Annotated in this window: 17 protein-coding genes; 9 read left to right on the top strand and 8 right to left on the bottom strand. The window is 66.5% G+C overall.

The genetic code is table 11. The annotated features are described in order from the left end of the window. Nucleotides 1–5 precede the first annotated feature (5 nt). From VNQ78_RS13465 to VNQ78_RS13500, 8 genes are all read right to left on the bottom strand, one after another. Entirely contained in the window at nt 6–983 is a 978-nt protein-coding gene (locus VNQ78_RS13465) for a cyclodeaminase (RefSeq protein ID WP_325690576.1), read from the bottom strand. Further along, the gene (gene eutB, locus VNQ78_RS13470) at nt 980–1,957 is read right to left on the bottom strand and encodes a hydroxyectoine utilization dehydratase EutB (protein WP_325690578.1); all 978 of its coding nucleotides are present in this window, start codon (nt 1,955–1,957) and stop codon (nt 980–982) included. The genes VNQ78_RS13465 and eutB overlap by 4 nt, the downstream gene beginning before the upstream one ends. Further along, nucleotides 1,954–2,697 carry an ectoine utilization protein EutA gene (locus VNQ78_RS13475; RefSeq protein WP_325690580.1) on the bottom strand — a complete coding sequence of 248 codons (744 nt, stop codon included), beginning with the start codon at nt 2,695–2,697 and terminating at the stop codon, nt 1,954–1,956. Before VNQ78_RS13475 ends, eutB begins: the two co-directional genes overlap by 4 nt. Then, entirely contained in the window at nt 2,694–3,353 is a 660-nt protein-coding gene (ehuD, locus tag VNQ78_RS13480; protein ID WP_325690582.1) for an ectoine/hydroxyectoine ABC transporter permease subunit EhuD, read from the bottom strand. Before ehuD ends, VNQ78_RS13475 begins: the two co-directional genes overlap by 4 nt. A 1-nt stretch (nt 3,354) precedes the next feature. Then, a complete protein-coding gene (ehuC, locus tag VNQ78_RS13485; protein WP_325690584.1) occupies nt 3,355–4,011 on the bottom strand; it encodes an ectoine/hydroxyectoine ABC transporter permease subunit EhuC in 657 nt (218 codons plus the stop codon). A gap of 63 nt (nt 4,012–4,074) precedes the next feature. Beyond that, nucleotides 4,075–4,893: an ectoine/hydroxyectoine ABC transporter substrate-binding protein EhuB gene (ehuB, locus tag VNQ78_RS13490; RefSeq protein ID WP_325690586.1), complete on the bottom strand. Its 819-nt coding sequence runs from the start codon at nt 4,891–4,893 to the stop codon at nt 4,075–4,077. 23 nt (nt 4,894–4,916) lie between these two features. Further along, the gene (gene ehuA, locus VNQ78_RS13495; RefSeq protein ID WP_325690588.1) at nt 4,917–5,702 is read right to left on the bottom strand and encodes an ectoine/hydroxyectoine ABC transporter ATP-binding protein EhuA; all 786 of its coding nucleotides are present in this window, start codon (nt 5,700–5,702) and stop codon (nt 4,917–4,919) included. A 99-nt stretch (nt 5,703–5,801) separates the two neighbouring features. Further along, on the bottom strand, nt 5,802–7,187 hold the full coding sequence (locus VNQ78_RS13500; protein ID WP_325690590.1) for a PLP-dependent aminotransferase family protein: 1,386 nt from the start codon (nt 7,185–7,187) through the stop codon (nt 5,802–5,804). A gap of 284 nt (nt 7,188–7,471) precedes the next feature. On the opposite strand from VNQ78_RS13500, the gene VNQ78_RS13505 reads away from it, so the two are divergent. The 9 genes from VNQ78_RS13505 to VNQ78_RS13545 all read left to right on the top strand — a co-directional run bounded on the left by VNQ78_RS13505 (nt 7,472) and on the right by VNQ78_RS13545 (nt 15,070). Beyond that, nucleotides 7,472–8,344, top strand: coding sequence for a LysR family transcriptional regulator (locus VNQ78_RS13505; RefSeq protein WP_325690592.1), 873 nt, complete (start codon nt 7,472–7,474; stop codon nt 8,342–8,344). Between the two features lie 398 nt (nt 8,345–8,742). Beyond that, complete coding sequence (locus tag VNQ78_RS13510; RefSeq protein WP_325690594.1) at nt 8,743–9,408, top strand: methylamine utilization protein MauF; 666 nt, start codon at nt 8,743–8,745, stop codon at nt 9,406–9,408. Between the two features lie 82 nt (nt 9,409–9,490). Next, the gene (gene mauB, locus VNQ78_RS13515) at nt 9,491–10,726 is read left to right on the top strand and encodes a methylamine dehydrogenase (amicyanin) large subunit (protein ID WP_325690596.1); all 1,236 of its coding nucleotides are present in this window, start codon (nt 9,491–9,493) and stop codon (nt 10,724–10,726) included. A gap of 1 nt (nt 10,727) precedes the next feature. Beyond that, complete coding sequence (locus VNQ78_RS13520) at nt 10,728–11,288, top strand: MauE/DoxX family redox-associated membrane protein (protein ID WP_325690598.1); 561 nt, start codon at nt 10,728–10,730, stop codon at nt 11,286–11,288. Between the two features lies 1 nt (nt 11,289). Continuing rightward, nucleotides 11,290–11,889, top strand: a complete 600-nt coding sequence (mauD, locus tag VNQ78_RS13525; RefSeq protein ID WP_325690600.1) for a methylamine dehydrogenase accessory protein MauD — start codon at nt 11,290–11,292, stop codon at nt 11,887–11,889. Nucleotides 11,890–11,932: 43 nt separating this feature from the next. Beyond that, nucleotides 11,933–12,499 carry a methylamine dehydrogenase (amicyanin) small subunit gene (gene mauA / locus VNQ78_RS13530; RefSeq protein ID WP_325690602.1) on the top strand — a complete coding sequence of 189 codons (567 nt, stop codon included), beginning with the start codon at nt 11,933–11,935 and terminating at the stop codon, nt 12,497–12,499. 58 nt (nt 12,500–12,557) lie between these two features. Further along, the gene (locus VNQ78_RS13535) at nt 12,558–12,956 is read left to right on the top strand and encodes an amicyanin (RefSeq protein WP_325690604.1); all 399 of its coding nucleotides are present in this window, start codon (nt 12,558–12,560) and stop codon (nt 12,954–12,956) included. Nucleotides 12,957–12,979: 23 nt separating this feature from the next. Beyond that, a complete protein-coding gene (gene mauJ, locus VNQ78_RS13540; RefSeq protein WP_325690606.1) occupies nt 12,980–13,867 on the top strand; it encodes a methylamine utilization protein MauJ in 888 nt (295 codons plus the stop codon). Nucleotides 13,868–13,870: 3 nt separating this feature from the next. Further along, on the top strand, nt 13,871–15,070 hold the full coding sequence (locus tag VNQ78_RS13545; RefSeq protein ID WP_325690608.1) for a cytochrome-c peroxidase: 1,200 nt from the start codon (nt 13,871–13,873) through the stop codon (nt 15,068–15,070). The last annotated feature ends 9 nt before the right edge of the window (nt 15,071–15,079 follow it).

The raw sequence follows: 15,079 nt of genomic DNA on the forward strand, positions 1-15,079 counted from the left end.
TGCTCTCAAAGGGAAAATTTGGCGCCGGTCCCTGTGCTGTGCGCGCGCGACAGGGCAAGGGCGGCGATGGCGGTGTCCTGAATGCCGGTGCCGGTCAGATCGGCCAGCGTGATCTGGTCCGGGTTGCTGCGTCCGGGGGCGAGGCCTGCGATGATCTGTCCGAGTTCGCGGAAATCGCGCTGAACCAATGGCGAATGATGCAGCTCGCCCAGCCGGCGCGTCTGCGAGAGGCGGTCGGCGACGTAATAGGCGGCCTCGATCAGGTCGGGGGCGATCTCGTTCTTGTGCTCGGCATCCGATCCCATGGCGGTCACATGGGTGCCGGGGCGGATATCGGCGGCGGTTAGGATCGGCGTCTCGGCAGGGGTCGTGGTGATGATCGCGTCCGCATCCCGCGTCGCCTCGGCCACGGTTTCGGCAGGTGCGACCGGGAAGCCCAGCAGCGCGGCCATTTCGACGGCGAAGCGATCGGCATTCGCGGCATTCCGCGCCCAGACCCGCGCGGCGCGGATCGGTCGGACCAGCGCCAGCGCCTGCAACTGCATCCGGGCCTGCATCCCGGCGCCCAGCACCGCCGCCGTTTGCGCGTCCTCGCGCGCCAGATGCCGGGCGGCGACGGCGCCCGCGGCGGCGGTGCGGATATCGGTCAGATAGCCATTGTCGAGCAGCAGGGCCTCGACCAGTCCGGTGCGCGCCGACAGCACCACCATCATCCCGTTGGTCGAGGGCAGACCCAGCTTCGGATTGTCGAAGAAGCCGGGGCTGATCTTGATCGCGAAATGGTCGAGGCCGGGGATATAGGCGGTCTTCACATCCACCTCTCCGCGATGCTCGGGGATGTCGAGGCGCAGGATGTCGGGCATGGCGACCGGCTTCGTCGCCAGCGCGCGGAAGGCATCCTCGATGCAATCGACCGCGTCGAGGTCCAGCGGCACGAGCTGGCGCAGTTCGGCCTCGGTCAGGATGGTGACGGGGTTTCTCATGCCGGCTCCACCCTATTCGCGCCCGCCATGATCCGGGCATGGAGGGCGGGGTCGATATTCCCGCCCGACAGCAGCGTGACGACCGGACCCTCCGGGCGCACCTTGCCGGAGAGGAGGGCGGCGTGACCCACAGCCGCCGCGCCCTCGACGACATGGCCCGCGCGGGCCAGATGGCGCATGGCCTCGGCAATCTCGGCCTCGGTCACAAGGATGGTCTGATCGAGGAGCGCGCGGTACAGATCGAAGGTGACGCGGTTCCTTAGCCCGATGCCGCCACCCAGCGAGTCAGCGAGCGTCGCCTCCTCGACCACATCGACGGGGTGACCGGCCTTCAGGCTGGCGGCCATGGCCGCGCCCCTTTCCATGCTGACCCCGATCACCCTGACCCGCGGGTCGAGCGCCTTGGCCGCGACCGCGATGCCACCGGCAAGGCCGCCACCAGACAGCGGGATCAGGAGCGTCCCGAGGGCAGGGATTTCTTCGAGGATCTCAAGCCCCAGCGTGCCCTGTCCCGCTACCACGTCGGGGTGGTCGAATGGCGGGATTTCTGTCAGCCCCTCGTTCTCGACCGCGCGCGCGACCTCCTCCATCGCCTCGTCCTGGCTCGCGCCGATGATGCGGAGTTCGGCTCCCAGATCGCGGATGGCCTTGACCTTGTTCGCCGGCACCAGCCGGGACAGGCAGACCGTCGCTGGCACGCCAAGGGCGCGGGCGGCATGGGCCAGCGCCCGGCCATGATTGCCGGTCGAAGCGGTGACGACACCCCGCGCCAGCGCCTCGGGCGGCAGGGACAGCAGGGCGTTCGTCGCGCCCCGCAGCTTGAAGGCGCCGGTGGTCTGGCGATATTCGCATTTCATCCAGACCGGCTGGCCCAACCGCACCGTGAGGCTTTCATCCCGCAGCATCGGGGTGCGGATGATATGGCCCGCGATGCGCCGCGCTGCGTCCCGCACATGGTCGAGCGTCACGGTCATGGCAGCCTCGTCAACTGGCCGGGCGCCGCCGCGCCGGTATCGCCGCAGGCCCGCAGCGCGGCCCAGAGCGTCGCGGAATTTGCGGAAACCACCGGGACGCCCACCGCCTCCTCGATCCGGTCGATGATGCCCGAGGCGCGGACGGCGGTGCAGGCGATGAACATGGCCTCGCTGCCGGGGACGAGGGCGGCGCGCGCCGCCTCGATGATCGTCGCGGGCGAGATCCGGGCCATCTCCCGGTCGTCGGTCATGTTCAGGCAGGAAACGCCTTGCAGCCCGAAGCCGCCCGCCTCGAAACATTCGGCCATCGGCGCGGTGGTCCGGGGGGTATAGGGCGTCATCAGCGTGATGCGTCCCGCGCCAAGCGCGCGCAAAGCGGCGAAGCCGGCCGAGATCGGCGTGATCGCCTCGGCCCCCGGCTTGCCCCGCTTGATCGCGTCCCGCACCGCCTCGTCCCCGATCACCACCGAAGCCGAGGTGCAGCTATAGACCACCGCATCCAGATCCTCGCCCGGCAGGATCAGCGCCGCGGCGGCGGTCACGTCCTTGGCCATCGCCGCCAGCGTCTCGGGCGTCACCGGGTTCGCGAAGGGGATGCGGGTCGCATAGACGCCGATGCCGCGCGAGGGCAGGACCGCGAAATCAACCTCGGTCGTGTGGTCGGTCGCCAGCGTCACCAGCCCGATGCGCCGGGGCAGAGGGCGGTCGTCCAGTTCGATGGGCAGGTTCAGGATGTTCACCGCGAAATCCTTCCGTAACGGCGTTCCAGCCAGCGCAGCGCGATGACCGAGAGGACGCTGACGATCAGGAACATCGCGCCCACCAGCGTCATCGGCTCGACATAGCGATAGGACGAGTTCGCGACCGATTTCGCCTGATTCATCAACTCGACCACGGTGATCGCGGAGAGCAGCGGCGTCTCCTTGAACATGGCGAGCAGATAGTTCGCCATGGCCGGGATCATCGGCGGCACCGCCTGCGGCAGGACCACATGCAGCCAGGTCTGGCGCGTGGTCAGGTTCGTGGCCTTCGCCGCCTCCCATTGGCCGCGCGGCACGGCCTCGATCCCGCCGCGATAGACCTCGGCCGTGTAGGTCGCGTAATGCAGGCCCATCCCGATCACCCCGGCGGTCAGGGCCGGAAGGCTGATCCCGATATCGGGAAGCACGTAGAAGATGAAGTAAAGCTGCACGAGCAGCGGCGTGCCGCGGATGAACTCGACGATAAATCCCGTCACCCGCGCGACGATCCGGTTCGGGGACCGGCGCAGGATCGCAAAGACGAGGCCCAGCACCGCCGCGACGATCGCGCCGAGGAAGGTGGCAAGCAGCGTGATCTTGAACCCCTGCAGCAGCACGGGCAGGATCGAAAGCGCGAAGTTCCAGTCCCATTCCATCCTAGCGCACCCCGTCCAGACCGCGGGTCACGCGACGCTCCAGCCGCCGCATCCCGAAGGAGATCGCCGAGGACATTGCGAAATAGAGCAGAAGGATCGTCACGAAGGGCAGCAGCGTGCTGCCGGTCTGCGACCGCACCACCTGCGCCTGAAAGGTCATGTCCGAAAGCGAGATCAGCGACACGACCGAGGTGGCCTTCAAAAGCTCGATCGCATTGTTGCAGAAGGTCGGCAGCATCAGCGGCAAGGCCTGGGGCAGGATCACGTGCCTCATGCGCTGAAAGCGGGTCAGGTTGACGGCGACGCAGGCCTCGAACTGGTCGCGCGGCACGGCAAGGATCGCGCCCCGCACCACCTCGGCCCCGTAGGCCCCGACATTCAGCCCCAGCGCCATCACCCCGGCCTGCATGGGCGACAGGTGAATCCCCGTCATCGGCAGCACGAAATAGATCCAGAACAGCTGGACGAAGATCGAGGTGCCGCGGAAAAACTCGATATAGACGGTCGAAAGCCAGCGCAGCGGCGCATGGCGCGAGACCCGGCCAAGACCGGCAACGAAGGCCACGACCAGCGCCAGCGCCGAGCCCATCAGGGTCAGCTTGACCGTGATCCATGTCCCCTGAAGGATGAGTAGAAGATATCCTGCCCAGTCGCCCATGCGCTGATGCCTGCCTTCCGTCCTGATTGGAAAGGGGCGGGGGTCAGGCCCCGCCGCCCGGGTTCATTCGCCGCAGAGCGCCGCGCGCGTCGTGGATTTCGCCGCGTCCGCCGAGAAACCGTAGGGCTCGATGATCTTGGCGAATTCGCCGGATTCCTTCATCTTCGCCAGCTCGACATCGAAGGCGTCGCGTAGCGCGGTGTCCTTCTTGTTGAAGGCCGCGCCGTCGCAATAGACCGGCGCGCCCTCGACCGGGGCGAAGACTTCCAGATTGGCGTCGGCGGATTTCGCCAGCAAGTCGTTCAGCGACAGAACGGGCAGCGAATAGGCGTCGATGCGGCCGTCCTGAACCATCTTCAGCCCCGATTGCGGGTCGGGGACCACGATCAGCCGGTCGCGCGGTACGCCCGCGTCCAGCGCCAGCTTCTCCTCGGTTCCGCCGCCGGGCGCGCCAAGCTTGGCGGCCGCGTCATTCGCAATGTCGGCATAGGACTTGAAGCCCTTGGGGTTGCCCTTGGGAACCAGCAGCGCCTCGGCATCGCACAGGATCGGCTCGGAATAGGCGACGGCCTGGCAACGCTCGGGCTTCATGAAAAGCCCGGCGGTGATCGCGTCGACGCGCCCGGCCTGAAGGCTGGGGATCATGGCGCCATATTCGGCGATCGAGGCCTCCAGATCCTTGATCCCGAGCTTTTCGAAGACCGCGCGCGCCACATCGGGCGCTGCGCCCGAAACCTTGCCGTCCGAGGCGACGGCGGTATAGGGCGGCTCGTTGCCGATGGCGATGCGGACGAAGCCCTGCTCCTTCAGGTCGTCCAGCTTTTCGGCCAAGGCGGGCAGGGGCACTGTCAGAAGCAGCGCGGCAATCAGGCATTTCTTCATCATTCTCTCCTGTCGGGGTGGCATCACACGCGCTGTCCGGCGGCGATGATCTTGCGCAGGAAGGACTTCGTGCGGTCCTCTTGCGGCGCGGTGAAGATCTGTGCGGGCGGGCCCTGCTCGACGATCCGGCCCCGGTCAAAGAACAGGACGCGGTCGGCGAAGTCATGGGCAAAGCCCATCTCATGCGTGACCAGCAGCATGGTCATGTCGGTCTCGGCGGCGAGGCGCTTCATCACCTCCAGCACCTCCTCGACCAGTTCTGGGTCGAGCGCCGAGGTCACTTCGTCGAAGAGCATGATCTGCGGCTGCAAGGCCAGCGCGCGGGCGATGGCGACGCGCTGCTTCTGCCCGCCCGAGAGTTGCGCGGGCATGTAATCGGCCTTGTCCGACAGGCCAACCATCTCCAGCAACTCGCGGGCGCGCTTTTCGGCAACGGCCCGCGCCTCGCCCTTGGTCAGTATCGGGGCAAGCGTGATGTTCTGCAGCACCGACTTGTGCGGAAACAGGTTGAAGTGCTGAAAGACCATGCCGATATGGCGGCGCATCTTGTGCAGATGCGCCTCGTCCGCCGGCACCTCTGTTCCATTCTTCGACATATGATAAAGCGGCTCGCCGCAGACCTCGATCCGTCCGCCCGAGAGATCTTCGAGCGTCATCAGGATCCTCAGGATCGTCGTCTTGCCCGAGCCGGACGGCCCGATCAGCGCCAGCTTTTCGCCCTTCCTCACCTCGAAGTTCAGCCCGTCGATGACGGTGAGCTTCCCGAAGGACTTCTGCAGGTTCTCGATGCGGATGATCGGCTGTTCCAAGCGCGGTTCCCCTTGCGGCATGGGGCGAACTTGGCAATCACATCAAATCAGGTCAATCATAAAATAATATCATAACAATTTAATGTCAAATGATGCCTATCAAACCAGCGGCAGCAGCGGCTCGGACGCGCTTCCCAAGGTTTCGGCAACCAGAGTCAGGCCCCGGCGCAGCTCCTCGGTCCCGGTCGATCCAAGGGCGATGCGCACCGCGTCGCGCCGATCGCGCTCGCCCAGGCGGAAGGCGCGGCCCGAGGCGATTGCGACGCCGCGCTGGCGCGCCTGTGCGACGAACTCCTCCTCGTCCCGGCCCGCAGGAAGTTCCAGCCACAGATGCAACCCTTGGGGATGTGCGCGAAAGGCGGCTCCGCCCAGCACCTCGCGCGCGATGCGGTGGCGGACGCTCAGGGCATCGCGCTGCCAGCCGATCAGCGCCTCGACCGTGCCGTCGGTGACCCAGTGGCTCAGCAACTCGACCATGGCGGGCGTCGCCATCCAGTTGGTCACGAGGTGGCGGTTGGCAGTCCCGGCGGCCATCCGCCCCGGCGACACCAGCCATGCAATCCGCAGGCCGGGCAGGGTGGTCTTGGTAAAGCCGTTGATATGCAGCGTCCGCTCGGGCGCGAGGACGGCCATGGGCGGTGGACGATCGACGATCATCGTGTTCAGCATGTCGTTCTCGATGATCAGGATGTCGTGGCGCCGGGCAATCTCGGCCAGTTCGCGCCTGCGTTCGGCGCTTGTCATAATGGCCATCGGATTGATCGCCGCAGGCTGCATATAGACCGCGCGGAGGCTGCCTTTTCGCGCCATTGCGTCCAGCGCGGCAGGGATAATGCCATCATCGTCGATGGGCAGCGCCTCGAGATGCAGGCCCAGATATTTGCACAGCGGCATCAGCAGATGATGGGTCAGCGCGGCGGCGGCAAGCGTGCCTCCGGGGGGCACCGCGCTCATCACCGCCGAGGTGATGGCCGAGGTCGCGCCGTCGGTAATGGTGACATTCTCGGGCGCAGTATCAATGCCGCCGCGCCGCAGCCAATCGACGGCGACCTGCCGGTGCCGGGGAAGAACCGAATTCGGCCGGAAGGACAGCGCGGCGGCGGCGGTCAGGTTATCCGCGACCCAGTGCAACCCCTCGCGGAAGCGGTCGACATGCATACGCTCGGTGACGGGCTTCAGGATCGAGAGGTCGATCAGCTCGCCCGGTCGCTCGGAAAGATAGGGCGGCGCGTTCTCGGCCCCGGCAGGCAGCACGAACGAGCCGCGCCCGACCTCGCCCAGGACAAGGCCGCGACGGATCAGCTCCTCATAGGCGCGCGAGACGGTCTGGACGGACAGTCCCAGCTCATCGGCGAGCTTGCGCTGGGGGGCAAGCCGCGTGCCGGCGGGCAGCACGCCCTCGCCAATGGCGCGCGCGAATTGGTCCGCCAGCGACATATAGGCCGGGCGTTGCAGGAATGCGGGGTTGGGGCGCCAGATTGACATGATATTACGATCACGGAAATCGTGACAATTGGCAAGAGTGACCTGATAGCAAAGCCCGAAACGGATCGAGTCCCGCATCAATCCATGTCGAGGAGGAGCGCCGCGCATGAGCAGGCGGGCGCTTCGGGGGGACGCCCGGGCAAGGCCCGCGATTCCCCCCGGCAGTTCGGCGCCGTCACCCGTGAGATCGGCTTGCCCGGCCCCTCCCGCTGGTCTATCCACGGCGCTGCTTTCACCGGACCGCCCTTGTGGCCCGCAGCCGGAGGCAAGAAGAGGCAGCGCGAATGAACTGGGATGATTTCAGGATCGTTTCCGCCGTCTGCAAGACCGGCTCGTTCACGCGCGCCGGGCGCATCCTGCAGATCAACGAAACCACCGTCGGCCGGCGCGTCAGCCGGCTGGAAACCGAGATGGGGCTGACCCTCTTCGATGCGGTGGACGGGATGCGCCGTCCGACCCAGGCCTGTGCCGCGATCATGCGCAACCTGCGCGAGATGGAGGCATCTGCGGACGAGATCCGGCACACCCTGCGCGGCCACGATCACATGCAGCGCCGCTTTCGCCTGGCCACCATCGCCGCCATCGCCGAGCATTGGCTGGCCCCGCAATTGCCGCAGCTTCTTGCCGCGCTGCCCGAGCTGTCCCTGACCATCGACACCTCGGACCAGAATGTCGACATGTCGCGCTGGGAGGCGGATTTCGCCCTGCGGCTGGGGCGCCCCAAGCAGGGTTCGTTCCTGATGCGGCGGATCGGGCAGATCAATTTCGTGCTGGTAGGGCCCGCCGCGGCTGCGCCGGACGAGCCGCTGCTGGTCGCCTATCCCGAGTCGCTGATCGACATGCCCGAGATGGCCGAGATGTTGGACACGGTCGGCAACCGGAACCCGAGGGTCGAGACCTCGGACCTGAACCTGATCCGCGCGATCCTGACCAGCGGCCGCGCCATTGGCGTCTTGCCCGAGATGATGGCGAGCACGCTTGCGGCGCGGCCCGATCTGTCGGTCACGCCGATCACGGGCACGCGCGATATCTGGCTGCTGTCGCAACCCTATCTGCGCGACGATCCGGCGGCCCGCGAGCTGTCCGCCTGGCTGCCGACCCTGTTCGCGATGCGGGAAGAATCAGCACCTCTACCACCAAAGAACGACTTTTCCTGACTATTTTCAGGGCAGGTATTTCCTTCAGGCCCCCGACAAAATCCCCAGCGATTGCTTGGCACTCCAACACCCGAAATCGCTCTCCTGCATTTTTGCAGCCCCTCCTGCCGAAATTCCGGGTTCCACCCCGCTGCAACCGGGAGCAGGTTTCGTCTGAATGAGAAATTGCCGTTTTTATGGGGTTAACGAGGGCATATCGCAGGGGTGATTTCTCGAAGCTACCGAACGAGAGGAGGCGTGAGGTGACTTCAGTTTCTCAAGGTGAGACTGTCGGCGTGCAGGATTGCACCGTCTTTCCGGCCAGTTTTTCGCGCATAGGGCGAGTTGCCTGTTTGGGCGGCAGCCTGATCGCCGGCGGATTGGGCGGGATTGCTCTGAAGACCCAGCCGGACGGGGCCATGCTGTGGAGCGTCGTTCTGGGTGCCGCCTTCGCGGGCGGCTTGCTCTCGACCTGGTCGCCCTGCGGCTATTCGTCGATCTCGCTTTTGCGACCGACGGGGCGGGGGATGCGCGCGGTTCGGGACTGGCTCCCGACATTCGCCATGCACGGGCTGGGCTATGCCGCGGGCGCGCTGATCCTCGGGACGCTTCTGGGCGCAATCGGGGCGCTGGCGGGGTTCCACGGCTTCTCGACCGGCTTCGGGCTGGCGGTTCTCGCGCTGATCGGGCTGGTCTACGGCGCACATCAGCTGGACTTCCTGCGCGTTCCCTATCCGCAGCGCCGGGCGCAGGTGCCCCATGACGCGCGCCAGCGTTTCCCGAAATGGGTGGTCGGCGGCCTTTACGGGTTGTCGCTGGGGCTGGATTACCTGACCTATGTGCAGACGCCGCTGCTTTACATGATGACCGCCGCCGCGATCCTGACCGGCAATCTTGCCGCCGCCATCGCGATCATCGCCGTCTTCAACCTCGGCCGCTATCTGCCGGTCGCGGTGAACCTGTTCCCGGTCACGGATTACCAGATCCAGGCATGGCTCGGCCGCAATCAGGAACGCGCGGCGATCCTCGACGGGGCGATCCTGACGGCGCTTGGTGCAGCCTTCGCGGTACTCGCGCTGGCCTGACGGACCCCGACCCCTACCGAAATCTTCACACTCGGCCCGCGATCCGTCGCCGGGGCCCGGGAGCCATCACAGGGAGGATACCATGGTTTCCAGCAGCAGACCCATTCCCAGATACCTGACCCTTGCCGGCGCCTGCGCGATGGCTTCGGCCATGGCGATCGGCGCGGCCGCGGCACAAGATGCGGCGGCCCAGACCCAGGGCCAGCGCGACGCCGCCGAGGCCGCGCGCCAGCTTGCCGCCGGCGAGGCGGACGAGCCCATCGTGCTGAACGCGCCAAAGCCGGACGACCGCCGCGTCTATGTCCAGGATCCTGCGCATTTCGCCGCGATCACCCAGCAATTCGCCATTGACGGGGAGACCGGCCGGGTCGTTGGCATGACGGATGGCGGCTTCCTACCCCAGCCTCTGGCGGCCGAGGACGGATCCTTCATCGCCCAGGCCAGCACGGTCTTTTCACGCATCGCGCGCGGCACCCGGACCGATTACGTCGAGGTCTTCGACCCCGAAACCTTTGAGCCTACCGCGGATATTGAGCTGCCGCAGGACGCGCGTTTTCTGGTCGGCACCTATCAGTGGATGAACGCGCTGACGCCGGACAAGAAGAAGCTGCTCTTCTATCAGTTCTCGCCCGCGCCGGCGGTCGGCATCGTCGATCTGGAGGGGAAGAAGTTCGACCGCATGGTCGATGTGCCCGACTGCTATCACATCTTCCCGGCCACTCCGGACGTCTTCTACATGAACTGCCGCGATGGCAGCCTGGCGCGCGTGGACATCTCGGGCGCGGAACCCAAGATCACGAATACCGAGGTCTTCCACGGCGAGGATGAGCTGCTGATCAACCACCCCGCCTATTCGATGCGGGCGGGCCGGCTGGTCTGGCCGACCTATACCGGCAAGATCTTCCAGGTCGATCTGACCGGCGAAAAGGCGAGCTTCCGCGAGCCGATCGAGGCCCTGACCGAGGCGGAGCGCGCCGATAACTGGCGTCCGGGCGGCTGGCAGCAGACGGCCTATCACCGCGCCTCGGACCGCATCTTCCTGCTGGTCGACCAGCGCGACCAATGGCGCCACAAGACGGCAAGCCGCTTCGTGATCGTGCTGAACGCCGCCACGGGCGAGCGGATCAGCAAGTTCGAACTGGGCCACGAGATCGACTCGATCAACGTGAGCCAGGATGCCGAGCCGCTGCTCTACGCCCTCTCGGCCGGCACGCAGACCCTGCATATCCTTGACGCCGCCTCGGGCAAGGAGCTGCGCAACGTGACGCATCTGGGCCGTGGCCCGCAGATCCTGACCACCCATGACATGGGGTCCTGACATGCTGGAGATCGTGCAGGAACCCGTGGTGGCATGGACGCTGCGCAGCTTCCTTGCGGTGCTGTTCGCCAGCGCCGCCCTCTCGAAGCTGACAGCCATTGACGAGTTTCACGGCGTCGTCCGCAACTTTCGTCTGCTGCCCGATGCGCTGGCCCGTCCCGTCGCGATGGTTCTGCCGGTGGTCGAGCTTGCCGTCGCGGCCAGCCTGATGATCGGCCCGCTGGCCCGTCCGGCGGCGCTGGTCGCGGCGGGGCTGCTGGCAGTTTTCGGACTGGCCATTGCCATCAACGTGCTGCGCGGCCGCAGCCAGATTGATTGCGGCTGCTTTCGCAACGGGATGAAGCAGCGCATCAGCTGGGCGACCGTGGGGCGCAACGTGGTCCTGACCGCGCTGGCTCTTGGCGCGGGCGCACTGCTCGCGACGGGGCGGGCGGCGGGTCCGGGCGAGGTCGCCCTGGGACTGGTCGCCGGGCTGTCCCTGACCCTGCTTTACCTTGGCGCAGAAATGCTTGGCGGCCTTGTCGCCATGAACAACCGGGCTCTCTCGATGAAAGGCCGCTGACATGACTTTCCTTATTGCTTCGAACATCCTGCTCTGGGTCGCTGTCCTCGGCCTTGTCCTGGTGATGCTCGGCCTGATGCGGCAGGTGGGCCTGCTGCATGAGCGCTCCTCGCCCATGGGGGCGATGATCACCGATCATGGCCCCGATATCGGCGACAAGGCCCCGGAATTCGAGCTGCCGGACTATTTCGGACGCAGCGCGCGGATCGGCGGTGGCTCGGCCGATGGACGCCCGACGCTGCTGATGTTCACCGCGCCAACCTGTCCGGTCTGCGACAAGCTGTTCCCGATCATCAAGTCGATCGCGCGGGCCGAGAAGATCGGCGTCGTGATGATCAGCGACGGCGCGCCCGAGGAACATGCCCGCTTCCTCGAAACCCATGACCTTGGCCAGATCCGCTATGTCGTCTCGGCCGAGATCGGCATGGCCTTCCAGGTCGGGAAGATCCCCTATGGCGTGCTTCTGGACAGCGAGGGCGTGATCCGCGCCAAGGGCCTGACCAACACCCGCGAACATCTGGAAAGCCTGCTGGAGGCCGACAAGACCGGCTTCGCCTCGCTTCAGCAGTTCATGACCAGCCGCAAGAAGAACGCGGCCTGACCCGGCCGTCCGGCCTCAACCCCAAGCAGAGGGAGGATAAACGATGCTGGGGAATTTCAGTTTCGACAACATGGTCGAGAAGATGTCGCGCCGCGTGGCGGGACGCACCAGCCGCCGGGGCGCCATCGGCAGGCTCGGCACGGTCCTGATGGGGGCGGCGATCGTGCCGCTGCTGCCGGTGGACCGGCGCGGCCGCGTCAGCCGCGCCAATGCGGCGGGCGCGCCCGAGGGCGCCGATCCGCGGGCGAAATTCGTGCCGCAGGACAATGACGTGCAGGCCTGCGACTATTGGCGGCACTGCTCGATCGACGGCAATATCTGCGACTGCTCGGGCGGCTCGCTGACCAACTGCCCGCCGGGCACCAAGCTGGCCTCGGCCTCGTGGGTGGCAAGCTGCTACAACCCGACCGACGGGCAAAGCTATCTGATCGCCTATCGCGATTGCTGCGGCCAGAACGTCTCGGGGCGCTGCGCCTGCCTCAATACCGAGGGCGAACTGCCGGTCTATCGCCCCGAATTTGCCAATGACATCATCTGGTGCTTCGGGGCCGAGGATGACGCCATGACCTATCACTGCACCATTTCTCCCATCGTCGGCAAAGCCAGCTGACACCGGACCGGGCGCGGCCAATCCCGCGTCCGGGTCCACCCCCCGACAGGAGCATTCGATGAACGTCCCCATGAAACCCCGGTCCCTTCTTGCCGCCCTCATGTTGAGCGCGCTGACCGCGACCGGTGCCTTTGCCGCCGACAAGATTTCGGTGCCGAACGAAAAGCCGGTGGCCGAGGCCGACGCCCCCGAGGCTGTCGTGGTCGTCCATATCAACAAGATGAAATACGACACGCCCGAGGTCACGGTGAAGGCCGGCGATACCGTCGTCTGGGTGAACCAGGAAGCCATGCCCCATAACGTCGCCTTCAAGAAGGGCGTGGTGGGCGAGGACGCCTTCAAGGGCGCGATGCTGAAAAAGGGCGAGGCCTTCGCGATCACGTTCGATGAGGCTGGAACCTACGACTATACCTGCACGCCCCATCCCTTCATGCGCGGCAAGGTGATCGTCGAGTAACCCAGCAAAGGCAGGAGCCGGCCATGTGGATCCCCTATGACATCCGCGCCTCGCTCAAGGCGGAAAGCCCGCCCGAGACGGTCAGGCAGTCGCTTGCCGATGCGGCCGGGCGCGAGTTTCTGGTCGGCTTCTTCCTGAGAAATCCCGTCACCCAGATCTGGGAGGCGGATATTTCCGTCGACGGCGCCCCGACCGAGCTTTCGGCCGGGCCGGACCTGCCGGGCGCCCGTGTCAGCTTTCACGGCAACGAGGCGGGCAAGCTGGCCGAGGTCATCTATCGGCTGGAGGCCGCGTCCCATGAAGAGGCGCTGGCGCGGGCGCATGGCGATGTCCAGCGCCGGTTGCTGCGCTGGCTGGCCGAGATCGGGCGCGGCATGGCGATTGCTGGCTGGCGCATCGCCGATCCTGCGCATGGTGCGCGCTGGCGCTGCACGCCCTTTCGCCCCAGCGCCATGCGGGCGGATCATATCCCGCTGGCGCCGGTTCCGGCCGATCTTGCCCCGGTGGTCGAACTTTTCCAGCGCGCGCGCAATGCGCCCGATGCCGCAAGCCGCCTGCTGGCCGCCTTTGCGGTCCTGCATCTCGCCGCCAGTCATCCTGCGCTCGCGCGCGCCGATGCGGCGGGCTTCCGGGTGACGCAGGATATGCTGATCCATTCCGGCGCCCTTGCCGGTCCCGAGGCACTGGAGGGCATGGATCTTGGCGCGCTCCTCGCCCATCTGCGCCCGCATCACGACCGGCTGGTCGGGCCGGGCGGGGTGCTGGCCCCGATGCTGGACGATCTTGCTGGGCAAAGACGGCTGGCGCTGCTGGCGAATCTTGCCGATCTGGCCGCGCATCGCCTGATCCTCGCCGAGCTTCGCGCCCGGCGCGTGGAAGCCCGCGCGCCCCAGGGCGCCGCCGGGGCCTGAGTCATGCCGCGCCTCCGCCTGCTTCCGCTGCTGTTTTTCGCAATCCCGCTGACCGGCGCGGTCGTCGTCGGTGCTGCCGCGGGCCGGCAGGAGCCGCTGTCCGAACCGGCCGGGCTGGCCGCGCTTGGGCAAAGGCTGTTCCATGACACCGGGCTTTCGCGCGAGGGCACGCAGTCCTGCGCGACCTGCCACGACCCCGACCATGCCTTTACCGACCCGCGTGAGGGCGCGGCGGGGCGCGCTGTCTCGCTGGGCGATGACGGGCAGTCCTATGGCGACCGCAATACGCCCACGCTCAGCTATGCTGCGCTGAGTCCGAACTTCCATCTGGACGACAAGGGCCGATACAAGGGCGGCCAGTTCTGGGACGGGCGCGCCGACGATCTTGCCGATCAGGCGGGCCAGCCGATGCTGAACCCGGCCGAAATGGGGATGCCCGACAAGATCGCCGTCGTCGAGCGCCTGCGCGCCGACAAAGGCTATGTCGAAGGTTTCGCCGCGCTCTTCGGGCCGGGCGCGCTCGATGATGTGGACGCCGCCTTTGACCATGCGGCCGAGGCCCTTGCCGCCTATCAGCGCGGCCCGGATTTCCTGCCCTTCGATTCCAAATATGACCGCTATCTGCGCGGCGAGGTGAAGCTGACCGCGCAGGAGGAGTTCGGCCATACCGTCTTCATCACCTGGAACTGCCGCTTGTGCCACCAGTTGCAAAAACAGGGCATTGTCGAGCGCGAGACCTTCTCCAGCTTCGAGTTCCACAATATCGGCATTCCGGTCAACGCCGCGGCGCGTCAGGCGAACGGGTTGGGGCAGGGGCATCGCGACCTTGGCCTGCGGGACCGGCCGGGGATCGAGGATCCGGCGCAGGACGGGCGCATGAAGGTTCCGACGCTGCGCAACGTGGCCGTGACCGGCCCCTATATGCATAACGGCGCGTTTTCCGACCTGCGGACGGCCGTGGTATTCTACAACAAATATACCAGCCGCCTGCCCGAAGCGCAGATCAACCCCGAAACCGGCGAGGACTGGGGCGCGCCCGAGGTCGAGGAGAACCTCTCCCTGCCCGAGTTGAAATCGGGGCTGGCGCTGAACGATGCGCGGGTCGATGCGCTGGTCGCCTTTCTCGAGACGCTGACCGACCGCCGCTATGAACCGCTTCTGGCCGAACAGAAACGCGCGGCCGCTGCCGCGGAAGGGAAGTGAACGAACCGC

The organism is Paracoccus sp. (in: a-proteobacteria) (assembly GCF_035556475.1).
In the GTDB taxonomy this organism is placed as follows: domain Bacteria; phylum Pseudomonadota; class Alphaproteobacteria; order Rhodobacterales; family Rhodobacteraceae; genus Paracoccus.